Origin of the sequence: Streptomyces sp. NPDC015131, from assembly GCF_043079975.1 — a bacterium.
GTDB lineage: Bacteria > Actinomycetota > Actinomycetes > Streptomycetales > Streptomycetaceae > Streptomyces.
The window spans coordinates 55407-76678 of record NZ_JBIBVB010000005.1; the positions used below are offsets into that span (position 1 = coordinate 55407).

Annotated in this window: 18 protein-coding genes; 8 read left to right on the plus strand and 10 right to left on the minus strand. The window is 73.9% G+C overall.

The window, feature by feature from the left end; all coding sequences use genetic code 11:
• Nucleotides 1-219 precede the first annotated feature (219 nt).
• From folP to ACF08D_RS20445, 5 genes are all read left to right on the plus strand, one after another.
• Complete coding sequence (gene folP, locus ACF08D_RS20425; protein ID WP_392224159.1) at nucleotides 220-1080, plus strand: dihydropteroate synthase; 861 nt, start codon at nucleotides 220-222, stop codon at nucleotides 1078-1080.
• Nucleotides 1077-1541, plus strand: coding sequence for a nuclear transport factor 2 family protein (locus ACF08D_RS20430; RefSeq protein ID WP_392224160.1), 465 nt, complete (start codon nucleotides 1077-1079; stop codon nucleotides 1539-1541). The genes folP and ACF08D_RS20430 overlap by 4 nt, the downstream gene beginning before the upstream one ends.
• Before the next feature lie 132 nt (nucleotides 1542-1673).
• Nucleotides 1674-2033 carry a dihydroneopterin aldolase gene (gene folB / locus ACF08D_RS20435; RefSeq protein ID WP_392224161.1) on the plus strand — a complete coding sequence of 120 codons (360 nt, stop codon included), beginning with the start codon at nucleotides 1674-1676 and terminating at the stop codon, nucleotides 2031-2033.
• The gene (folK, locus tag ACF08D_RS20440; protein ID WP_392224162.1) at nucleotides 2030-2629 is read left to right on the plus strand and encodes a 2-amino-4-hydroxy-6-hydroxymethyldihydropteridine diphosphokinase; all 600 of its coding nucleotides are present in this window, start codon (nucleotides 2030-2032) and stop codon (nucleotides 2627-2629) included. The genes folB and folK overlap by 4 nt, the downstream gene beginning before the upstream one ends.
• 49 nt (nucleotides 2630-2678) lie before the next feature.
• A complete protein-coding gene (locus tag ACF08D_RS20445) occupies nucleotides 2679-3164 on the plus strand; it encodes a DUF3180 domain-containing protein (RefSeq protein WP_392224163.1) in 486 nt (161 codons plus the stop codon).
• 21 nt (nucleotides 3165-3185) lie between these two features.
• Here ACF08D_RS20445 and ACF08D_RS20450 read toward each other — a convergent pair whose 3' ends face one another.
• The 7 genes from ACF08D_RS20450 to dacB all read right to left on the minus strand — a co-directional run bounded on the left by ACF08D_RS20450 (nucleotide 3186) and on the right by dacB (nucleotide 11758).
• A complete protein-coding gene (locus ACF08D_RS20450; protein WP_392224164.1) occupies nucleotides 3186-4196 on the minus strand; it encodes an aldo/keto reductase in 1011 nt (336 codons plus the stop codon).
• 93 nt (nucleotides 4197-4289) lie between these two features.
• Entirely contained in the window at nucleotides 4290-4895 is a 606-nt protein-coding gene (gene folE, locus ACF08D_RS20455; protein WP_392224165.1) for a GTP cyclohydrolase I FolE, read from the minus strand.
• 125 nt (nucleotides 4896-5020) lie between these two features.
• On the minus strand, nucleotides 5021-7060 hold the full coding sequence (gene ftsH, locus ACF08D_RS20460) for an ATP-dependent zinc metalloprotease FtsH (RefSeq protein WP_392224166.1): 2040 nt from the start codon (nucleotides 7058-7060) through the stop codon (nucleotides 5021-5023).
• Between the two features lie 226 nt (nucleotides 7061-7286).
• The gene (gene hpt, locus ACF08D_RS20465; RefSeq protein ID WP_064067358.1) at nucleotides 7287-7826 is read right to left on the minus strand and encodes a hypoxanthine phosphoribosyltransferase; all 540 of its coding nucleotides are present in this window, start codon (nucleotides 7824-7826) and stop codon (nucleotides 7287-7289) included.
• Nucleotides 7827-7867: 41 nt separating this feature from the next.
• Entirely contained in the window at nucleotides 7868-8926 is a 1059-nt protein-coding gene (tilS, locus tag ACF08D_RS20470) for a tRNA lysidine(34) synthetase TilS (protein ID WP_392224167.1), read from the minus strand.
• Between the two features lie 207 nt (nucleotides 8927-9133).
• Entirely contained in the window at nucleotides 9134-10261 is a 1128-nt protein-coding gene (locus ACF08D_RS20475; RefSeq protein ID WP_392224168.1) for a zinc-dependent metalloprotease, read from the minus strand.
• A gap of 75 nt (nucleotides 10262-10336) precedes the next feature.
• Nucleotides 10337-11758, minus strand: a complete 1422-nt coding sequence (gene dacB, locus ACF08D_RS20480; RefSeq protein ID WP_392224169.1) for a D-alanyl-D-alanine carboxypeptidase/D-alanyl-D-alanine-endopeptidase — start codon at nucleotides 11756-11758, stop codon at nucleotides 10337-10339.
• A 157-nt stretch (nucleotides 11759-11915) separates the two neighbouring features.
• On the opposite strand from dacB, the gene ACF08D_RS20485 reads away from it, so the two are divergent.
• The 3 genes from ACF08D_RS20485 (at nucleotide 11916) to ACF08D_RS20495 (ending at nucleotide 18859) form a co-directional block, all read left to right on the plus strand.
• The gene (locus ACF08D_RS20485) at nucleotides 11916-12410 is read left to right on the plus strand and encodes an inorganic diphosphatase (protein WP_064067354.1); all 495 of its coding nucleotides are present in this window, start codon (nucleotides 11916-11918) and stop codon (nucleotides 12408-12410) included.
• Between the two features lie 127 nt (nucleotides 12411-12537).
• Nucleotides 12538-14187 (plus strand): threonine/serine exporter family protein, encoded by a 1650-nt coding sequence (locus tag ACF08D_RS20490; RefSeq protein ID WP_392224698.1) that lies wholly within the window; start codon nucleotides 12538-12540, stop codon nucleotides 14185-14187.
• Nucleotides 14188-14329: 142 nt separating this feature from the next.
• The gene (locus ACF08D_RS20495) at nucleotides 14330-18859 is read left to right on the plus strand and encodes an HAD-IC family P-type ATPase (protein ID WP_392224170.1); all 4530 of its coding nucleotides are present in this window, start codon (nucleotides 14330-14332) and stop codon (nucleotides 18857-18859) included.
• A gap of 3 nt (nucleotides 18860-18862) precedes the next feature.
• On the opposite strand, the gene ACF08D_RS20500 is transcribed toward ACF08D_RS20495, so the two are convergent.
• From ACF08D_RS20500 to ACF08D_RS20510, 3 genes are all read right to left on the minus strand, one after another.
• Nucleotides 18863-19549, minus strand: coding sequence for a DedA family protein (locus tag ACF08D_RS20500; RefSeq protein ID WP_392224171.1), 687 nt, complete (start codon nucleotides 19547-19549; stop codon nucleotides 18863-18865).
• A 206-nt stretch (nucleotides 19550-19755) separates the two neighbouring features.
• The gene (locus ACF08D_RS20505; RefSeq protein ID WP_392224172.1) at nucleotides 19756-20514 is read right to left on the minus strand and encodes a MerR family transcriptional regulator; all 759 of its coding nucleotides are present in this window, start codon (nucleotides 20512-20514) and stop codon (nucleotides 19756-19758) included.
• A 98-nt stretch (nucleotides 20515-20612) separates the two neighbouring features.
• Complete coding sequence (locus tag ACF08D_RS20510; protein ID WP_392224173.1) at nucleotides 20613-21251, minus strand: PadR family transcriptional regulator; 639 nt, start codon at nucleotides 21249-21251, stop codon at nucleotides 20613-20615.
• Nucleotides 21252-21272 lie beyond the last annotated feature (21 nt).

Sequence of the window (21272 nt, forward strand, 5' to 3'; positions counted from 1 at the left end):
CGCGTGGCGGGGCGTACGGGCCCGGCAAGATCCGGAAGGCACGCCCTGGGCGTGCCTTTCGGATCAGGCTGGGTCAGTGAGCGGGGTCTGGTGCGTGCAGATGCAAGGCGGAGGAGGGAGCCACTGCGGAGCATTGGCGACCGACGACAACGCCGCAGATGTGCGTGCCAGGGCACGCGAGCCCGGCAAGATCCGGAAGGCACGCCCTAGGCTGGTCGCATGAGTACCTTGCCCGGACGGGGCACGGCCCGGGGCCTGCCCGTGTTCGACCGCTGCGCGGTCATGGGAGTCGTCAATGTGACGCCCGACTCCTTCTCCGACGGCGGCCGCTGGTTCGACACCACGGCCGCCATCAAGCACGGCCTGGAGCTGGTCGCCCAGGGCGCCGACCTGGTGGACGTCGGCGGCGAGTCGACCCGCCCCGGCGCCGCGCGGGTCGACGAGGACGAGGAGCTGCGGCGGGTCGTCCCCGTCGTGCGCGGCCTGTCGGCCGAGGGGGTCACCGTGTCGGTCGACACGATGCGCGCCTCCGTCGCCGGCCGCGCCGTCGAGGCCGGCGCCGTCCTCGTCAACGACGTGAGCGGCGGACTGGCCGACCCCGGCATGGTCCCCGCCGTCGCCGCCGCCGAGGTGCCGTTCGTGGTCATGCACTGGCGCGGTTTCAGCCACGAGATGAACCGGCGGGCCGTGTACGGGGACGTCGTCGCCGAGGTCCTCGCCGAGCTGTGCGCCCGTGTCGCGGCGGTCGTCGAGGGCGGCGTCGACCCGGAGCGGATCGTCGTCGACCCGGGTCTCGGCTTCGCCAAGACGGCGCAGCACGACCTGGCGCTGCTGGCCCACCTGGCCGACCTCCGCGCACTGGGCCGCCCGCTGCTGGTCGCCGCCTCCCGGAAGCGGTTCCTCGGCCACGTCCTGGCCGGTGAGGGCGCCGCCCCGCCGCCCGCGCGGGAGCGCGACGCGGCCACGGCGGCGGTGTCGGCCATCGCCGCCCACGAGGGCGCCTGGGCCGTACGGGTCCACGACGTCCGCGCCACCGCGGACGCCGTACGGGTCGCCCGGGCCGTCGAGGCCGCCCGGTGAGCGACGCGGCACGCACCGACTCCGAGGCCGTCGAGCAGGCCAACACCGCCTTCTACGAGGCCATGGAGCGCGGCGACTTCGAGGCGATCTCCGACCTGTGGCTGGACGAGGCGCACGGCGGCATCTCCTGCGTCCACCCCGGCTGGCCGGTGCTCAACGGCCGCGGCGAGGTCCTCCGCTCGTACGCGCTGATCATGGCCAACACCGACTACATCCAGTTCTTCCTGACCGATGTGAAGGTGTCCCTGGCGGGCGACACCGCGCTGGTGACCTGCACGGAGAACATCCTCAGCGGCGGTCCCGCCGAGGAGGGCGCCGATCTCGGCCCGCTCGTCGGGCAGCTGGTCGTCGCCACGAATGTGTTCCGGCGCACAGCGGACGGCTGGCGGATCTGGTCCCATCACGGTTCACCCGTTCTGGCCGAAACCGGCGAGGAGGAGGCCGACGAGAACCCCGCGTGAGTGGGTAAGCGAGCGGAAGAGGAGCCCGTGGGCAGGGCCTGTCAGTGCTCGCAGGTAGATTCGACTGGTGGCACCGCGCCGACCGCACCCGGCCGTGTGCCCGCCAGACCAACGACAGCAGGAGTGATTCGCGTGGATCGTGTCGCGCTGCGCGGCCTCAAGGCCCGCGGGCACCATGGCGTCTTCCCCCGGGAGCGCGAGGAGGGCCAGACCTTCATCGTGGACCTGGTGCTCGGGCTGGACACCCGCCCCGCCGCGGCCAGCGACGACCTGGCGAAGACCGTGCACTACGGCGTCGTGGCGGAGGAGGTCGTGGACGTCGTCCAGGGCGAGCCGGTCGACCTGATCGAGACGCTCGCCGAGCGCATCGCCGAGCAGTGCCTGAAGCACGACGGGGTCCAGGAGGTGGAGGTGGTCGTCCACAAGCCGGACGCCCCGATCACCGTGCCCTTCGACGACGTGACCATCACCATCACCCGGAGCCGCGCATGAACAAGACGCACAGCGACCCCACGGTGCAGCCGGTGCCGGCCTCCGTGACGGAGCAGGTCGACGCCGCCGACATCACCCTGTCCAACCCCAAGCGGGCCGTGGTCGCCCTCGGCTCCAACCTGGGCAACCGCCTGGAGACCCTCCAGGGCGCCATCGACGCCCTGGAGGACACCCCCGGTGTCCGGGTGAAGGCGGTCTCCCCGGTGTACGAGACGGAGCCCTGGGGCGTCGACCCCGGCTCCCAGCCGTCGTACTTCAACGCTGTGGTGGTCCTCAAGACGACCCTGCCGCCGGCGTCCCTCCTGGAGCGGGCGCACGCGGTGGAGGAGGCGTTCCACCGGGTCCGTGACGAGCGCTGGGGCCCGCGGACGATCGACGTCGACATCGTGGCGTACGCGGACGTCGTCTCCGACGACCCCGTCCTCACCCTCCCGCACCCCCGCGCCCACGAGCGGGCCTTCGTGCTGGCGCCGTGGCACGACGTGGAGCCCGAGGCGCAGCTCCCGGGCGTCGGCGCGGTCGCCGAGCTGCTGGGCGGTGTCGGCCGGGAGGGCGTCGCGCCCCGCGCCGACCTGGAACTGCGCCTGCCCGAGTAGCGTTGAGTGACCAGCGGGCGGTGCACGGCGACGAGATGAAGGACCACCGGTGAAGCAACTGCGGCTCAAGGTACTGGCCGGACTGTTCGCCGTCGCGGGCATCCTCTCGTGGGGCGGCGCCCGGCTGTGGGAGTCGTTCGGCACCCTGCCGAGCGTCCCCCTGGCCGCGCCGATCGTCCTCGCGGTGATCGCGGTCGTCCTCACGGCGACGGCCCTCTCGCTGCGCTCCCGGCTGCGCGCCCAGCGGGAGCGCCGCCCCGACGCCAAGGGCGTGGAGCCTCTGATGGCCGCCCGCGCGGTCGTCTTCGGCCAGGCCAGTGCCCTGGTCGCGGCGCTGGTGAGCGGGATGTACGGCGGCACCGGCGTCTTCCTGCTGGGCTCGCTGGACATCCCGGCCCGCCGCGACCAGGCGATCTACGCCGGCTTCTCGGTCCTGGCGGGCATCGGCGTGATCGCGGCGGCCGTCTTCCTGGAGCGCGTCTGCCGCCTCCCGGAGGACGACGAGAACCACCCCGGCGGGGTGCCCACCACCTAGTGGTGCCCGCGCCGGGGCGGGTCAGAGCAGGGTGCCTCCGGCGACGTCCGTCCCGGCGAGGACGTCCGCGATCCGGTCGCGTACGGAGGCGGAGATCCGGATGTGCGCGGCGGCGAGGTTCTCCTCGATGTGCGCCGGGGTGCGGCTGCCGGGGATCGGCACCACGTGCGGGTCCTGGTCCAGCAGCCAGGCCAGGGCCAGCTGGGCGGGGGTGATGCCGAGTTCCGCGGCGATTCCGCGCACGGGTGCGAAGCGGTCGCTGTTCGCCCGGTGGTTCGCGGCGTCGAAGCGGGGCATGTGCTGCCGGAAGTCGCCCTCCCCCACCTCCCCGACCGTGCCGGTGAGGAATCCGGCGCCCAGGGGTGACCAGGCGACGATGCCGACTCCCAGCTCGCGCGCCGCCGCCAGCAGCTCGCCGTCGGCGGGCCGCCACATGGACCACTCGGTCTGGACGGCGGAGACGGGGTGCACGGCGTGCGCCGCCCGCAGCTGGGCGGCGGTGACGTTGGAGAGCCCGAGGTGGCGGACCAGACCGGCCTCGATCAGTCCGGCGACCGCGCCGACCGTGTCCTCCAGCGGGACCTGCGGGTCGGGGAAGTGCGGGTAGTACAGGTCGATCCGGTCGGTGCCCAGCTCGCGCAGGCTGGCCTCGGCGTAGCCGCGTACATGCTTGGGGTCGGCGTTGACGGCCAGCTCCCCGAAGGCGTAACCGACCGGGAAGGGGTGGGGCTCCACGCCCTCCGGGAGCCGGAAGCCGAACTTGGTGGCGATGACCACCTCGTCCCGCCGGTTCCGCAGGGTCCGGCCGATCAGCCGCTCGTTGTGGCCGTCCGCCCCGTAACCGTCCGAGGTGTCGACGAGGGTGGCCCCGGCGTCGACCGCCGCGAGCAGCGCCCGCTCGGCACGGGCGTCGTCGATCTCCCCGTACACACCGGGGGACAGCACCATGGCGCCGAAGCCCAGCGCGGACACGTCGAGGCCGCCGAGACGGCGGGAGGGCAGGGGCCCTAACGGCTTGTGTGTGATCGTCATGGGCCGAGTCTTCCCATCCGCCCCGTGGGCGTCCATCCCCTGTCCGCCATGGAAGACGGAGCCGGGCAGACGGAGCCGGGTAGCCGGAGCCGGTCAGTTCGCCATGATCAGGCTCATCGCCTCCGCGCGGGTGGCGACGTCGCGCAGCTGGCCGCGGACGGCCGAGGTGATGGTCTTGGCGCCGGGCTTGCGGATGCCGCGCATCGACATGCACATGTGCTCGCACTCGATGACGACGATCACGCCCCGGGGCTCCAGAATCTTCATCAGCGAGTCGGCGACCTGGGTGGTGAGCCGCTCCTGCACCTGGGGGCGGCGCGCGTAGACGTCCACGAGCCGGGCCAGCTTGGACAGGCCGGTGATCTTGCCCTCGGTCGACGGGATGTAGCCGACGTGCGCCACGCCCCGGAAAGGCACCAGGTGGTGCTCGCAGCAGGACGTGACCTCGATGTCCTTCACCAGGACCATCTCGTCGTGCCCCAGGTCGAACGTCGTCGTCAGGACGTCCTCGGGCTGCTGCCACAGACCGGCGAATATCTCCCGGTAGGCCCGCGCCACCCGGGCCGGCGTCTCCCGCAGGCCCTCGCGGTCCGGGTCCTCACCGACCGCGACGAGGAGCTCCCGCACGGCGTTCTCCGCGCGCTTCTCGTCGAACTCGCCGATCGTGCCCTCGACGTCCAGCGTCACCGGGTCGGTCATCTGTGCCTCGTTCCATGTGCCTGTGTGCGCGCTCGGACCCGCGCACGCGAAAGCCGCGCCCCCCAGGCTAGAACCTGGGGGGCGCGGCTTTCATTCCGGGGCCCGGTGGCGCCGGGCGGCCGGGATCAGCTCTCGGGACGGTCCTCCGGGACCGGCTCCGCCGCCGGGGCGGACGGAGTGGCCTTGGTGACGTCCGTCGTGGTGACGCCGTTGGCGCCCGCCGCCCCGTTGGTCAGGGCCAGCTCCTTGGGCGAGAGCACCGGCGGCCTGGTCGACGGGGTGCGCCGGGAGGAGCCGGTCCACGCCGGGCGGGCCGGGCGCTTGACGATCGGGGCGAAGATCTCGGCGATCTCCTCCTTGTTGAGCGTCTCCTTCTCCAGCAGCTGGAGGACCAGGTTGTCGAGGACGTCCCGGTTCTCCACGAGGATCTCCCACGCCTCGTTGTGCGCGGTCTCGATCAGCTTCTTGACCTCTTCGTCGACGAGCGCGGCGACCTCTTCCGAGTAGTCGCGCTGGTGCGCCATCTCCCGGCCCAGGAAGGGCTCGGTGTTGTCGCCGCCGAACTTGATCGCGCCGAGCCGCTCGGTCATGCCGTACTGGGTGACCATGGCCCGCGCGGTCGCGGTCGCCTTCTCGATGTCGTTGGCCGCGCCCGTGGTCGGGTCGTGGAAGACCAGCTCCTCGGCCGCGCGCCCGCCCAGCATGTAGGCGAGCTGGTCGAGCATCTCGTTGCGCGTGGTGGAGTACTTGTCCTCGTCGGGCAGGACCATGGTGTAGCCCAGGGCCCGGCCGCGGGACAGGATGGTGATCTTGTGGACCGGGTCGGAGTTCGGGGAGGCCGCCGCGACCAGGGCATGTCCGCCCTCGTGGTACGCGGTGATCTTCTTCTCCTTGTCCGACATGATCCGGGTCCGCTTCTGCGGGCCCGCGACCACCCGGTCGATCGCCTCGTCCAGCATCTGGTTGTCGATGAGCTTCTTGTCGCTGCGCGCGGTGAGCAGCGCCGCTTCGTTCAGCACGTTCGACAGGTCGGCGCCGGTGAAGCCCGGGGTGCGGCGCGCCACGGCGGACAGGTCGACGTCCGGGGCGACCGGCTTGCCCTTCTGGTGGACCTTGAGGATCTCCAGGCGGCCCTGCATGTCGGGGCGGTCGACGGCGATCTGCCGGTCGAAGCGGCCCGGGCGCAGCAGCGCGGGGTCGAGGATGTCGGGCCGGTTGGTGGCGGCGATCAGGATGACGCCGCCCTTGACGTCGAAGCCGTCCATCTCGACCAGCAGCTGGTTGAGGGTCTGCTCGCGCTCGTCGTGGCCGCCGCCGAGGCCGGCGCCGCGGTGCCGGCCGACGGCGTCGATCTCGTCGACGAAGACGATGGCCGGGGCGTTCGCCTTGGCCTGCTCGAAGAGGTCACGGACCCGGGAGGCGCCGACACCGACGAACATCTCGACGAAGTCCGAGCCGGAGATCGAGTAGAACGGCACGCCCGCCTCGCCCGCGACGGCGCGCGCGAGGAGCGTCTTGCCGGTGCCGGGCGGGCCGTACAGCAGCACACCCTTGGGGATCTTGGCGCCGACGGCCTGGAACTTCGCCGGCTCCTGGAGGAACTCCTTGATCTCGTGGAGCTCCTCGACGGCCTCGTCGGACCCCGCCACGTCGGCGAAGGTGGTCTTCGGGGTGTCCTTGGTGATCAGCTTGGCCTTGGACTTCCCGAAGTTCATCACCCGGGAGCCGCCGCCCTGCATCTGATTCATCAGGAACAGGAAGACCACGACGATCAGCACGAAGGGCAGGAGCGAGAGCAGCACCGAGACGATGGCGCTCTGCTTCGTCGGCGAGACCGTGTAGCCCTTGTCGATGTCGCCCGCTTCGTACTTCTTCTGGAGCGTGGCGGCGAGGTCGGATCCCTGTGTGCCGATGTAGCTGGCCTGGATCTTGTCGCTGCCCTTGACCTTCTGGCCGTCCTTGAGGTCGACCTTGATCATCTGTTCGTCGCCGGTGGTCAGCTTGACCTGGTCGACCTGGTTCTTGTCGATCGCCTGGACGACCTCGCCGGTGTCCACCGTCTTGTAGCCGCCCGACGAGCCGACGACCTGCATCAACACGACCACGGCGAGGACGGCCAGCACGATCCACATGACCGGCCCACGGAAGTATCGCTTCACGTCCATCCATACGGAGCGATGACGCCCCGTCCCTCCTGCCCGTAGGTAAATGCTGCTATGAGAAAAGACTGTTCTTCGGACGGTACCCCAGCATTGTCACCCGCGACCGCCTTCCCATGCTCCAACGGCGGGAGGGCGGTCCAGGTTCCCCGTGCGTCCCCGGTGCTTCCCGGGAGGGGCTCCCGGCGGGTCTCCGGCGCCCGTCGGGGGCCGGGCGGGTGTCCGGGGCGGTTCAGCCGCCGTAGACGTGCGGGGCGAGCGTGCCGACGAACGGGAGGTTGCGGTACTTCTCCGCGTAGTCGAGGCCGTAGCCGACGACGAACTCGTTCGGGATGTCGAAGCCGATCCACTTCACGTCGATGGCCACCTTCGCCGCCTCCGGCTTGCGCAGCAGGGTGCAGACCTCCAGGGAGGCCGGCTCGCGCGAGCCGAGGTTCGACAGCAGCCACGACAGGGTCAGGCCGGAGTCGATGATGTCCTCGACGATCAGGACGTGCTTGCCCTTGATGTCGGTGTCCAGGTCCTTGAGGATCCGCACCACACCGGAGGACTGGGTGCCCGCCCCGTAGGAGGAGACGGCCATCCAGTCCATGGTGACGGGGGTGGACAGCGCGCGGGCCAGGTCCGCCATCACCATGACGGCGCCCTTGAGGACGCCGACGATGAGCAGGTCCTTGCCCGCGTACTCAGCGTCGATCTTCGCGGCGAGCTCCGCCAGCTTCGCGTCGATCTCTTCCTTGGTGATGAGCACCGACTTGAGGTCGGTGCCCATGTCTTTCTCGTTCACCCGGGTCACTTTCGTTGCAGCCTGCGTCAGCCTTGCCGGATGACCAGTCTGCCACCCTGGCGGCGCGCGACGACGCGGCCGGGCAGATTGATGGCTCCCTGGCCCCGCCAGCCGGTGATGAGCCGGTCCATTTCCTCGATGTGCCGGGCGAACAGGGAGCCGGCCGGGGAGCCCTCGGCGATGGCGGCGCGGCGCAGCACGCGGCGGCGGACGGCGGGCGGCAGGGCGTAGAGCTTGGCGCACTCCAGCAGGCCGGCGTCGTCCCGTACGGAGGGGTCGGCGTCGGCGGCCCAGGCGTCGAGGGCGTCGGCGTCGTCGCGGCAGAGCTGGGCCGTCCGGGCGAGGGCCTCCACGACGCCCTTGCCGAGGGACTTCTCCAGCGCGGGCAGCCCTTCGTGGCGGAGCCGGGAGCGGGTGTAGGCGGGGTCGGCGTTCATCGGGTCGTCCCAGACGGGCAGGGACTGGACCAGGCACGCCTTGCGGGCGGTCTGGCGGTCGAGCTGGAGGAACGGGCGCCGGTAGCGGTCGCGGGTGCCGGAGACGGCGGCCATGCCGGACAGGGAGCGGATGCCGGAGCCGCGGGCGAGGCCGAGGAGCACCGTCTCGGCCTGGTCGTCGCGGGTGTGGCCGAGCAGCACGGCGGCGGCGCCGAGGCGCTCCGCCGCCTCGTCCAGGGCCGCGTATCGGGCGTCGCGGGCGGCGGCCTCGGGTCCGCCCTCGCGGCCGACGGTCACGGCGATCGCCTCGACGGGGTCGAGGTTCAGGGCGGTGAGGCGGGCGGCGACCTCGGCGGCGCGGAGGTCGGAGCCGGGCTGGAGGCCGTGGTCGACGGTGACGGCGCCGGCGCGGACGGCGAGCTTGCGGGCCTCGAAGGCGAGGGCGGAGGCGAGCGCCATGGAGTCGGCGCCGCCGGAGCAGGCGACCAGGACGAGCGGGGGCCGGCGGGGCTCTCCGGCGGCGGGGGCGTCGCCGGCGGGGCGGTGCGCGCGAGCGCCGTGCTCGGGGGTGCTGTGCTCGGTGAGTACGTCGTGGAGTACGCGGCGGACCGCCAGGCGTATCGCCGCGACCGCAGGATGGGGACCCATGTCCGGTGCCCTTCGTGTGAAGTTGGGTGCCTCGTTCGGAGTCTTAACGGCCGGACCGGGGGGTTCGGTCACTCAGAGTGCGTCGATGGTGACAGAACTCGGCCGATACCCGAGCATCGCACGCCTACCCACCGCCCACGGTCCCTCGGATGGGTGATTGGAGGGGCGTTCGTCTGCCACCGGTTGCCGCCGGTCGGGTCCGCGCTCTCATTCCGTCCTGCGGTGCACCCGCGCGACCCAGTCCGCCGGTTTGGCGATCTCCGCCTTGGTGGGAAGGGTGTTCGGGGAGGTCCACACCCGGTTGAAACCGGCCATGCCGACCTCGTCGACCACCGCGCGCACGAAGCGCTCCCCGTCCCGGTACTGGCGCAGCTTGGCGTCGAGCCCCAGCAGCTTGCGCAGTGCCTGGTCGAGCCGGGAGGCGCCCTTGGCGCGGCGCTGCTGGAACTTCTCGCGGATCTCCGCCACGGAGGGCACGACCTGGGGGCCGACGCCGTCCATCACGTAGTCGGCGTGGCCCTCCAGGAGGGACATCACCGCGGTGAGCCGGCCGAGGATCTCCCGCTGCTCGGGGGTCTGCACCAGCTCGACCAGGGACCGGCCGCCCTCGTCCGCCTCGCCCTCGGGGCGGGCGCCGGTGAGCGCCTGGGCGGCCTCGCGCAGCCGTTCCAGGACGGTGGTGGCGTCCATGTCGGTGGCGGCCAGGAAGGACTGGATCTCGCCCTGGAGGTGGTCGCGCAGCCAGGGGACGGCCGTGAACTGGGTGCGGTGGGTCTCCTCGTGGAGGCTGACCCACAGCCGGAAGTCGTGCGGGGCGACGTCGAGCTCCCGCTCGACGTGGACGATGTTCGGCGCGACCAGCAGCAGGCGTCCGCCGCCGTTCTCGCCGGCGGGCAGTTCCCGGGTGGCGGGGGCGAAGGTCTCGTACTGGCCGAGGACGCGGGAGGCGAGGAACGACAGCAGCATGCCGAGCTCCACGCCGGTCACCTTGCCGCCGACCGCGCCGAGCACGGCGTTGCCGGGGGTGCTGGAGCGGCGTTCCTGCATCTTCTCCAGCAGGGGCTTGAGCAGTTCGCGGAATCCGGCGACGTTGGCCCTGATCCAGCCGGCCCGGTCGACGACCAGGACGGGGGTGTCGTCGGGTTCGTGTCCGTCGGGGACCATGCGGGTGAAGCCGCGCACGTGCTCCTCGGACGCCTTGGCGTGCTGCCGCAGCTCGGCGACGACCGCGCGGGCCTCGTCGCGGCTCACCTCCGGCCCGGGGCGTACCAGTCGGGTCGCGGTCGCGACCGCGAGGTTCCAGTCGACCATCTCGGCACCACCGATGCTCGTCATGCGTCAACCGTACGTGCTCGGCGGCGCATCGGGTCAGGGTGCGGCGCCGCCCGGCCGGTGGGGCGGGGCGGCGGTTCAGCCGGTGAGGGCGGCGGCGAGCCGGTCCAGGGCGGACTGGGCGCCGTCGGCGGAGGCGGTGCGGCCGGCCAGGAACGCGAAGGCGAGCAGCCGTCCGTCGGCGGTGACGACCGTGCCGGCCAGGGTGTTGACGCCGGTGAGGGTGCCGGTCTTGGCCCGGACGAGGCCCGCGCCGGGGGAGCCGTCCGGGTAGCGGTCCGCGAGCGTGCCGCTGAAGCCGCCGACGGGCAGGCCGGTGAGGACGGGCCGGAGCTGGGGGCGGGAGGGGTCGGCCGCCTCGGCGAGGAGCGAGGTGAGCAGGGCGGCGGAGACCCGGTCGCGCCGGTCCAGTCCGCTGCCGTCGGCGAAGCGGGCGCCGTTCAGGGGGACGCCCAGTTCGCGCAGCCGTTCCTCGACGGCGCGGGCGGCTCCGGCGAAGCTCGCGGGGCGGCCGGCGGCGATCGCGGTCTGGCGGGCGAGCGCCTCGGCGATGTCGTTGTCGCTGTACGTCAGGGCGCGTTCGACCAGGGCGGAGAGCGGGAGCGACCGGGTGGTGGCGAGGGGGGTGGCCTTCTTGGGGGCACGCGCGCGTGCGGGGGGTTTCCCGGGGGTGACGCCCTGCTTGGCGAGCAGGCCGGCGAAGGTGCGGGCGGTGTCGCCGGCGGGGTCGGCGGAGCGGGGGGCGGGGCCGCTGGTGGAGCCGTCGAGGCGGCCCTCGCCGGTCATCAGGGCGGTGACCGGGGCGATGTTGTCGTTGACGCCGATCGGGTGGCGTTCGGGTCCGGTGTACCGGGAGGTGTCGTACGCCAGCTGGACGGAGGTGACGCCGCGGGCGCGCAGGGCGCGGGCGGTGTCGGCGGCGAGGGCGGCGAGCCGGGCCGGGTCGAGGGTGGGGTCGCCGCCGCCGACGAGGAAGACGCGGCGGGCGTCGGCGGTGGCGACGACCGTGGTGGGGATGCGGTGGTCGGGGCCGAGGGCGGAGAGGGCCGCCGCCGCGGTGGCGATCTTGATGGTGGAGGCGGGCGTCATCGGGGTGGCGGCGCCGCTGCCGTACAGCTGCTTGCCGGTGGTGGCGTCGATGACGGACGCCGTGCGCAGCGGGCCGAGCCCGGGGTCGCCGAACAGCGGTCCCAGGGTGGCCGAGAGCGCGCGCGGCGGCGGCGCGGCGGGTTCACGGGCGGCCCGGGTGCCGGGCGCGGTGAGGGCGGCGAGGACCCCGGCGGCGCTGGGCGCCGGGGCGGGCGGGCGCGGGGCGGGGCGCGCGGGGCCGGGCGCCCCGTGATCTGCGCCACTGGCGGGGGCCTGGGCGGCGGCCCGGGCGCGCTCGGCCGTACGCTGACCCGAGTCCCAGGGCCCGGCCAGGGTCACCACCCCGGCCGCCAGGACGAGGCCGAGCACGGCGGAGCCCGCGGTGAGCCGCACCACCTTCCGCTCCAGCACGGCTGACCAGCCCCTTTCGCGAGCACTCGGTTGCGTGAGGGACACTTAACCACTGAGCTGTGCCGTGAGCACGGCACCCCCGGTGAGCACGGCGGTCCGGTCCTGCTGGGGGAGCAGCCACACCCGTCATCATGTGTTGATCTTGGAGGAGCCACCCGTGGAGTTCGACGTCACCATCGAGATCCCGAAGGGGTCGCGGAACAAGTACGAGGTGGACCACGAGACCGGTCGTATCCGGCTGGACCGTCACCTGTTCACGTCGACCGTCTACCCGGCCGACTACGGCTTCGTCGAGGGCACCCTGGGCGAGGACGGCGACCCGCTGGACGCGCTGGTCATCCTGGACGAGCCGACCTTCCCGGGCGTCCTGGTGAAGTGCCGCGCGATCGGCATGTTCCGGATGACGGACGAGGCCGGCGGCGACGACAAGCTGCTGTGCGTCCCGGCGTCGGACCCGCGCATGGAGCACCTGCGCGACATCCACCACGTCTCCGAGTTCGACCGCCTGGAGATCCAGCACTTCTTCGAGGTCTACAAGGACCTGGAGCCCGGCAAGTCCGTCGAGGGCGCCAACTGGGTCGGCCGCGCCGAGGCCGAGGCCGAGATCGAGGCGTCGGTCAAGCGTCTGGAGGCGCAGGGCGGCGCTCACTGAGCCCCCTCCCCCGTGTGACGGGCGGCGCACCCCCGGGTGCGCCGCCCTTGTCGTGTCCGAGCCCTTGGCCGTGCCCATACTGGGCAGGCGGAATCGGATGAGCCGGACGGGAGTGAGGACGAGCACAGTGGCGCCGGAGACGGACGGTCCGGAAGACCGTAAGCCCCAGTCCGACGAGGCTCACAGCGCCTTCGCGCCGCCTCCCGGTCTGGAGCAGCCCGCCGCGGCGGAGGAGGACCCGCAGACGACGTCGGAGTTCGCCCTTCCGGTGGGCCTGGTGCCCGAGGCGCCCCCGGAGCCCGAGGGGTCGGCGTTCGCGCCACCGTCGACGTACACGGCGAAGGAGTCCCCGCCGGCCTTCACGCCCGCGCACGGCCTCCCGGCGATACGGCTGGCCAAGGACGCGCCGTGGCAGGACCGGATGCGCACGATGCTGCGGATGCCGGTGAGCGAGCGGCCGGTGCCGGAGCCGGTGCAGAAGCAGGACGACTCCGCCCCCGCGGTGCCGCGCGTGCTGGACCTGACGCTGCGTATCGGTGAGCTGCTGCTGGCGGGCGGCGAGGGCGCGGAGGACGTCGAGGCGGCGATGTTCGCGATCTGCCGCTCGTACGGGCTGGACCGCTGCGAGCCGACGGTGACGTTCACGCTGCTGTCGATCACCCATCAGCCGTCGCTGGTGGACGACCCGGTGACGGCGAACCGGACCGTGCGGCGGCGCGGCACCGACTACAACCGGCTCTCCGCGGTCTACACGCTGGTCGCCGACATCAACGCGGACGACTACGAGGTGTCGCTGGAGGAGGCGTACCGGCGGCTCGCGGAGATCCGGCGCAACCGGCACCCCTACCCCGGCTGGGTGCTGACCGTGGCGGCGGGCGGGCTCGCGGGCGCCGCCTCGATGCTGCTCGGCGGTGACCTGGCGGTGTTCCTGATCGCGGCGGCGGGCGCCATGCTGGGCGACCGGCTGGCGTGGTTCTGCGCGGGGCGCGGGCTGCCGGAGTTCTACCAGTTCGCGGTGGCCGCGGTGCCGCCGGCGGCCCTGGGCGTGACGGTCAGCCTGCTGCACGCGGGGCTCCAGCCGAACGCGGTGATCACCGGTGGGCTGTTCGCGCTGATCCCGGGACGGGCGCTGGTCGCCGCCGTCCAGGACGGCCTGACCGGCTTCTACATCACCGCCTCGGCCCGGCTGCTGGAGGTCGGCTACTTCTTCGTGGCGATCGTGGTCGGGGTGCTCTCGGTGCTGTACGGGGGCGTCCAGCTCGGCGCCAAGCTCAACCCCGAGGGCGTGCTGAACGCGGTGGAGCGGCCGGTGATCCAGATCCTGGCGGCGGTGCTGCTCTCGGTGACCTTCGCGGTGCTGCTCCAGCAGGAGCGCTCCACCGTGCTGTTCGTGGCGCTGAACGGGGCCGCCGCCTGGGTGATCTACGCCGCCATAGCGGTGACGGCGGGCGGTTCCGCGGTGATGGCGACGGCGGTGGCGGCGGGGCTGGTGGGCCTGTTCGGCCAGCTCATGGCCCGTTACGAGCACACCTCGTCGCTGCCGTACGTGACGGCGGCGATCGGCCCGCTGCTGCCGGGAAGCGCGACCTATCTGGGCGTGCTGAACATCGCCCAGAACAACATGGACGCCGGTTTCACCTCGCTGGCGCGGGCGGCGGCGCTGGCGCTGGCCATCGCGATCGGGGTGAACCTGGGCGGCGAGATGGCGCGGCTGTTCATCCGGGCGCCGGGCTCGGCGACGGCGCGCCGGGCGGCGAAGCGTACCCGCGGCTTCTGACGCGGAGCGTATTGCTCCTTTTGGGGTACTCCGTCCCTTGGTCCGGAGCGCCGGACCGGAAGGACCGGGACGGACCGGAAGAACCGGGACGGACCGGAAGGACCGGAAGGCCGGAAGGCCGGAAGGACCGGAGGGAGCCGCCATGTCCCTGCACCTGCTCGGGCCCGTGACGTACGGCGCGGCGGTCGGCGCGCGGAGCGCCGCCGGAGTGGCCGCGCGGCTGATGGGGCTGCCGCAGCGCGACGTGTGGTGGCGGCCGGGGCGCTGCCACATCGAGGTGCTCGGGGTGCACGGCCCGGGCGGCGAACGGGTCGCCCGGACCGTCGAGACCGCCCTGGAGGGGCACCCCGGCGTGCTGTGGGCGCGGGTGAACGCGCCGGCCGGGCGCGTGGTGGCCGCCGTGACCGACCCTCCGCCGCCCGGCCTCGAACTGGTCGCCCTGGTGCTGCGCGCCGAGGGCGAGGCCACCGCGCGGCCGGACGAGTACGACGACTGGCAGCCCGAGCCGCGCCACCCCGCCGAGGGCCCGAGTGCCCGGGGGACCGTCCCCGCGCTGGCCGCCGACACGGTGGGCCTCGCCCTCGCCGCCGTACGGCAGCTGGCGCCCTGGTTCCGGCTGCCGCACGAGGTGGCGGCCCTCACCGGGGTGCTCCAGCACCATCCGCGGCTGCGCCACCTGGTGGCCGGCCTCGGCGGCGCGGAGCGGGCCGAGTCGGTCCTGCCGGTCGTCCACGCGCTCACCCAGGGCGTCGCCACCCGCGGCGGCGGGCTCGCGCTGGACGCCCTGGAACGGGTCTCCCAGTGGCGCGAGGCCACCGCCGAGCGCGCCGCCTGGGCCGAGGCCGAGCCGCGCCTGGTCACCGGGGTGGACGACGCCGGGGCCGACCCGATCGTCGTGGAGCGCGCCGGCCCCCCGCCGCGGCACGCCACCGACCGGTACGCCGAGCGCGCCATGGCGGCGGGCCTCGCGGCCGGCGCGCTCACCGCGCCGTTCGCCGGGGTGCGCAAGGGACTGGCGGTCGCCCTGGCCAGTGTGCCCAAGGCCCCGGACGCGGGCCGCGAGGGCTTCGCCACCCGGCTGGGCCGCACCCTGGCGCTCCGGGGCGTGGTGACCATGGACCGGGGCGCCCTGCGGCGGCTGGGGCAGGTGGACACCGTGGTGCTGGAGGAGGACGCGCTGCGCGGCAGCCGGTACGAGCCGGTGGACCTGGAGCTGCTCGGCGGCGCCGACCCGGCGCTGACCGCGGAACGGCTGTTCGCCCTGTACGACGCGGACGAGCCGCTGCGCACCGCCCGCGACGACGACGGCTGGGTGCTGGGGCCGCTGGAGGAGCTGGAGCTGACCGGCCGCACCGGGCGGCAGGCCGCCGGGAAGCTGCGGCGGCGCGGCGGCGAGCGGGTGCTGGGGCTGGCCCGCGGGCGGCGGCTGGAGGCGGTGGCCGCGCTCGCCACGCAGACCGCGCCGGGCGCCGAGGCGGTCGCGGCGGCGGCCCGGCGGGCGGGCGCGCGCGTGGTGCTGGCCAGCGACCGGGAGGCGCCGGCGTTCACCTTCGCCGACGCGGTGGTCCCGGCGGGCGGGCGCCTGGTCGCCTCCGTACGCGGGCTCCAGGCGGACGGCGCGGTGATCCTCCTGGTGTCCGGCAACCGGCGGGCGCTGGGCGCGGCGGACTGCGGGGTCGGCGTGCACCGCGAGGGCGAACCGCCCGCGTGGGGCGCGCACCTGATCGTGGGCGCCGACCTGGAGGCGGCGGGCATCGTGGTGGACGCCGTCGGCACGGCGGCCCGGGTCGACCGGGACAGCGCCGTGCTCGCGGCCGGCGGCAGCGGCATCGGCGCGGTCGCCGCGCTGCGCGCCCGGTCGCCGAGGGCCGCGGCGGGGGCGCTGGCGGCGGGCAACACCGCCGGGGCGCTGGCCTTCTGCATGGGCGACTGGCGGGCGCGGCAGCTGCTGTCCCGGCCGCTCGCACCGCCCGTGACGACGGTCCCCTGGCATCTGATGCCCGCCGGCCGGGTCCTGGAGCGGCTGCGCACCACACCGGAGGGGCTGTCCCCGGACGAGGCGGCGGCCCGCGGCGGTACGGGCGGCGGCAACGAGCCCGCCCGGCTGACCCTCCCGCACGCGTTCGCCGAGGAGCTGGCCAACCCGCTGACCCCGGTCCTGGCCGGGGGCGCCGCGCTGGCGACGGCCGTCGGGTCGCGCACCGACGCGGGCCTGGTCGCGGCCATCACGGGCACCTCGGCGCTGATCGGCGGCTTCCAGCGGGTGCGGACCGAACGCGCCCTGGAGGAGCTGTTCCGCCGGTCCGCCATCGGCGCGCGGGTACGCCGCGGGGGGCGCGAGCGGCTGGTCACGGCGGGCGACCTGGTGCCGGGCGACATCGTCCAGCTGCGCCCCGAGGACGTGGTCCCGGCGGACTGCCGGCTGCTGGAGGCCGAGGGGCTGGAGGTCGACGAGTCGTCCCTGACCGGCGAATCGCTGGCCGTCCGCAAGGACCCGGCGCCGGTGGTCGCCACCGACCTGACCGGCCGCCGCTCGATGCTCTACGAGGGGACCACGGTCTCCTCCGGCCGGGCGGTGGCCGTGGTGGTGGCGACCGGCTCGGCCACCGAGGTGGGGCGCAGCCTGGCCACCGCGCGGCAGGCCGCGCCGGAGACCGGGGTGGAGGCCCGGCTCGCCCGGCTCACCCGGTCCAGCCTGCCGCTGGCGGCCGGTTCGGCGGGCGCGGTCGCGGCGGCGGGCCTGCTGCACGGGCGGCCCCTGGCCGAGACGCTGGCCTCCGCCGTGAACCTCGCCGTCGCCTCCGTACCCGAAGGGCTGCCGTTCCTGGTCAACGCCGCCCAGCTGGCGGCGGCGCGGCGGCTGGCCGACGTCGGCGCCCTGGTGCGCAACCCGCGCACCATCGAGGCGCTCGGCCGGGCCGACGTGCTGTGCTTCGACAAGACGGGCACCCTCACCGAGGGAAAGCTCCAGCTCGCCGCCGTCAGCGACGGGGAGGGCGCCGAGCCGCTCGACCGGCTGGACGGCCCGCGCCGGGACGTGCTGGCCGCCGCGCTGCGCGCCACCCCGCCCGCCCGGCAGTCGGAGCCCATGGCCCACCAGACGGACCGGGCGGTGACGACCGGGGCGCGCGGCGCCAAGGTGTCCGTAGGGCACGGCGCGGCGCGCTGGCGGCGGCTGGACACCCTGCCGTTCGAGCCGGCCCGCGCCTACCACGCCACGTCCGGCCGGGACGGCCAGGGGCCGCGGCTGAGCGTCAAGGGCGCGCCGGAGAACGTGCTGGACCGGTGCACCCGGCGCCGCTCCCCCGGCGGGGGCGCACCGGAGGCGCTGGACGAGGCCGGGCACGGGCGGCTGAACGCCGAGGCGGAGCGGCTGGCGGGGGCCGGGCGGCGGGTCCTCGCGGTGGCCGAGCGGCGGATGGGCGAGGGCGAGGAGCTGACCGACGACGAGGTGCGGGACCTCACCTTCCTGGGGTTCGTCGCGCTGGCCGACCCGGTGCGGGCGGGCGCCGCCCCGGCGACGGCCCGGCTGCGGGAGGCGGGCGTGCACACCGTGATGCTCACCGGCGACCACCCGGCCACCGCCGACGCCATCGCGTCCACCATCAGCGACGTCACCGACCCCCGGGTGTGCACCGGGGCCGAGCTGGACGAACTGGACGACGACGCCCTGGACGCCCTGCTGCCGGACGTGGACGTGATCGCCCGGTGCAGCCCGCACCACAAGGTCCGGATCGTCCAGGCGTACCAGCGCACCGGCCGGGTGGTGGCGATGACCGGCGACGGCGCCAACGACGCGCCCGCCATCCGGCTGGCCGACATCGGTATCGCGCTCGGGCGGCGCGGCACCCCGTCGGCCACGGCCGCCGCCGACCTGGTGGTCGGTGACGACCGGCTGGAGACGATCGTCTCGGCGCTGATGGAGGGGCGCTCCATGTGGACGTCGGTGCGGGCGGCGCTGGGCATCCTCATCGGCGGCAACCTCGGCGAGGTCACCTTCAGCGTGCTGGTGTCGACGCTGACCGGTGCCACACCGCTGAACGCCCGGCAGATCATGCTGGTCAACCTGCTGACCGACCTGGCGCCCTCGCTGGCCATCGCGGTGCGCGAACCGGCCGGGCAGGCGGCGAAGCGGCTGCTGGCGGAGGGCCCGAGCCGCTCCCTGGGCAGCGCGCTCACCCACGAGATGCTGCTGCGCGGGGCGATCACGGCGACCGGTGCGGGGCTGGCGTGGACCGGTGCCCGCCTCACCGGGCGGAGCCGGCGGGCGGGCACGGTGGCACTCGCCGCGGTGGTCGGTACGCAGCTGGCGCAGACGCTGGCGACGGGCGGTCTCGACCGGAACGTGCTGGCGGCGAGCCTGGGGTCGGCGGCGGTGCTGGCGGCCGTGATCCAGACGCCGGGCGTCAGCCAGTTCTTCGGCTGCACCCCGCTCGGGCCGGTCGGCTGGGGCATCGCGCTCGGCTCGATCGCCACCGCCACGCTGCTCGGTACGGTCCTGTCGCCGCTGGTCCGGTCGGTGACCGGGGAGGCCCCGGCGGCGGAGTCCGACGAGGACGGTGAGTCCGGGGAGGCCGGCGAGTCCGGGGAGGCCGGCGAGTCCGGGGAATCCGGCGAGTCCGGGGAGGCCCCGGCGGCGGAGTCGGGCGAGAGGGGCCCGGGCGGGGGCTGAGCGTCAGCGCTTGGCGTGGCGCCCGCGCGGGGCCGGCGCCGGGCCGTCCTCCGGCCCGGCCTGGGCCTTCTTGCTCTGCGAACGGGCCCGCAGGTACTCGATCACGATCGGCACCACCGAGATCAGCACGATGAGGATGAGGATCGCCTCGATGTGCTCGTGCACAAAGGCGATCTTGCCCAGCGACGCCCCGAGGAGCGTCACACCCGCGCCCCACAGCACACCGCCGATCACGTTGAAGGTGATGAAGGAGCGGTAGTTCATCCGGCTCACGCCGGCGATGATCGGGGTGAACGTCCGGACGATCGGGACGAATCGGGCGAGGATCAGCGACTTCGGGCCGTGCTTCTCGAAGAACTCATGGGCCTTCTCCACGTTCTCCTGCTTGAAGAGGCGGGAGTCCGGGCGCTTGAAGAGGGCCGGTCCGACCTTGCGGCCGAAGAGATAGCCCACCTGGTCGCCGATGATCGCGGACAGCACGATCAGGGTGCACACCAGCCACAGCGGGGTGTCCAGGACACCGGTGGTGACCAGCAGACCCGTGGTGAACAGCAGGGAGTCACCGGGGAGGAAGAAACCGATCAGCAGTCCGGACTCCGCGAAGACGATGACCAGGACGCCGATGAGGCCGAAGGTCTCGATGAGGTAGTCCGGGTCCAGCCAGCTCGGTCCGAGCGCAAACGTATTCACGGGTTCCGGGGCTCCTGGGTAGGGGGGCGGGGACGGCTGCCCAAAGCTATCAACGCTTCCCCCCTGCTCCCCGTTCCACGCCCCGGATCAGGGCCCGCCCGGCCCTCCGGTACGGGGCCGGGGCCGGTGTCCGGGGGCTGGGGCTTGGTGTCCGGGGGCCGGGCGCCCCGCAGGACCGCGCGGGTCCGGCGGGGCGGCCGGCCGGATCAGGCGTGGCGCACCGCGTTGGCGTGGATGGCGGTGCACAGGTGCGCCGCCATGCCGGGCGCGATGTTCTCGAAGTACGCCGTGAAACGCTCGTCCGCCACGTACATGTCCGCGAGGCAGCAGTGCATCTCGTGGTCGCAGTCGTAGTGCCACTCGGCGATCTGCCGGCGGTGCTCCTCGGCGAGGTCCATCGCCCGCTCGCCCTCCGGCGGCTCGCCGCCGGCCATCAGGGCCGCGTAGCGGGCGCCCCAGGCGGCGGCCTCGTCCTGCATCCGCTGCCAGTCGGCCTTGGTGTAGCGGGCGGCCCGCTGCTGGGACTGCCGGTAGGCGTCGGTGTTCCCCCAGCGCTGCCGGGCCTCCTCCGCGTACTGCTCCGGGTCGTGCTCCCCGAAGACCTCGAACCGCTCCTCGGGGGTGAGGTTGATGCCCATCCTGTTCGCCTCCATGGCGTGCTCGACGGCCTCGGCCATCTTCTGGAGTTCGGCGATCCGCGCGCTCAGCAGCTCGTGCTGGCGCCGCAGGTGCTCCTGCGGGTCCGCGTGCGGATCGTCGACCAGGGCCGCGACCTGGTCGAGCGGAAAGCCCAGCTCCCGGTAGAACAGGATCCGCTGCAGCCGGTCGAGGTCGGCGTCGTCGTAACGCCGGTGCCCCGCGTGGCTGCGGCCGCTCGGCGAGAGCAGCCCGATCTCGTCGTAGTGGTGCAGCGTCCGCACCGTCACGTGCGCGAAGGCGGCGACCTGTCCCACGGACCAGCCCATGGCTCTCCGCTCCCTTCTTCTCGGTACGCACGCCAGCCTGGTCCCTCACGCCGCGTGAGGTGCAAGCCCGTTCCCCGCGCCCGCGCCCGCGCCCGCCGTCAGCGGAGGTCGTCCGGGTGGGCCGTGCCCGTCGCGTACGGGTTGGGCGCGCCCTCCGGCAGGACGCCCACGAAGGGCTCGCCCTCGCCGGCGAAGGTGTAGGCGCCGCCCTCGATACGGGCGATCAGGCCCCTGGTCCACTCGGCGCCGGCGTCGGCGGAGTGGACCCACATGTGCATGATCTCGCCGATGTGGCCCAGTGAGCCGGGCCCGTCGGCGGGCGTGTAGTACGCGGTGACGCTCGCCCGCCACTCCTCCAGCCCCGCCAGCCGGCGCCGCAGCAGGGCGACCGCCTCCTCGCGGGGCAGGTCGACGATGAAGCCGACGGCCGCCGAGAGCGCGTCCTGCCGGTCGTAAGAGGTCAGGGAGGAGCGGAGCAGCGAGAAGAACTCCTCGATGCCCTGGTCGGTGATCTCGTACTCGGTGCGCGGCGGCCCGCCCGCCGTGCTCGGGGCGGTCTCGTGGGCGTGCAGCAGCCCTTGCCTGGCCATCTGCTTGAGCGCGTGGTAGATCGACCCGGGCTTGGCGTTGGACCACTCGTGCGCGCCCCAGAACTCCAGGTCGTTGCGGACCTGGTAGCCGTGCGCCCGCCCGTGCTGGCGTACGGCGCCCAGGACCAGCAGCCGGATCGCCGACATCGCCTCACGCACCCTTTCCCG

Bases quoted from the DNA above. Each gene is read 5' to 3' on its own strand.
- folP (WP_392224159.1), top strand. From the start codon at position 220: ATGAGTACCTTGCCCGGACGGGGCACGGCCCGGGGCCTGCCCGTGTTC.
- folK (WP_392224162.1), top strand. From the start codon at position 2,030: ATGAACAAGACGCACAGCGACCCCACGGTGCAGCCGGTGCCGGCCTCC.
- ACF08D_RS20450 (WP_392224164.1), bottom strand. From the start codon at position 4,196: ATGACGATCACACACAAGCCGTTAGGGCCCCTGCCCTCCCGCCGTCTC.
- folE (WP_392224165.1), bottom strand. From the start codon at position 4,895: ATGACCGACCCGGTGACGCTGGACGTCGAGGGCACGATCGGCGAGTTC.
- ftsH (WP_392224166.1), bottom strand. From the start codon at position 7,060: ATGGACGTGAAGCGATACTTCCGTGGGCCGGTCATGTGGATCGTGCTG.
- hpt (WP_064067358.1), bottom strand. From the start codon at position 7,826: ATGGGCACCGACCTCAAGTCGGTGCTCATCACCAAGGAAGAGATCGAC.
- tilS (WP_392224167.1), bottom strand. From the start codon at position 8,926: ATGGGTCCCCATCCTGCGGTCGCGGCGATACGCCTGGCGGTCCGCCGC.
- ACF08D_RS20475 (WP_392224168.1), bottom strand. From the start codon at position 10,261: ATGACGAGCATCGGTGGTGCCGAGATGGTCGACTGGAACCTCGCGGTC.
- ACF08D_RS20495 (WP_392224170.1), top strand. From the start codon at position 14,330: ATGTCCCTGCACCTGCTCGGGCCCGTGACGTACGGCGCGGCGGTCGGC.
- ACF08D_RS20505 (WP_392224172.1), bottom strand. From the start codon at position 20,514: ATGGGCTGGTCCGTGGGACAGGTCGCCGCCTTCGCGCACGTGACGGTG.
- ACF08D_RS20510 (WP_392224173.1), bottom strand. From the start codon at position 21,251: ATGTCGGCGATCCGGCTGCTGGTCCTGGGCGCCGTACGCCAGCACGGG.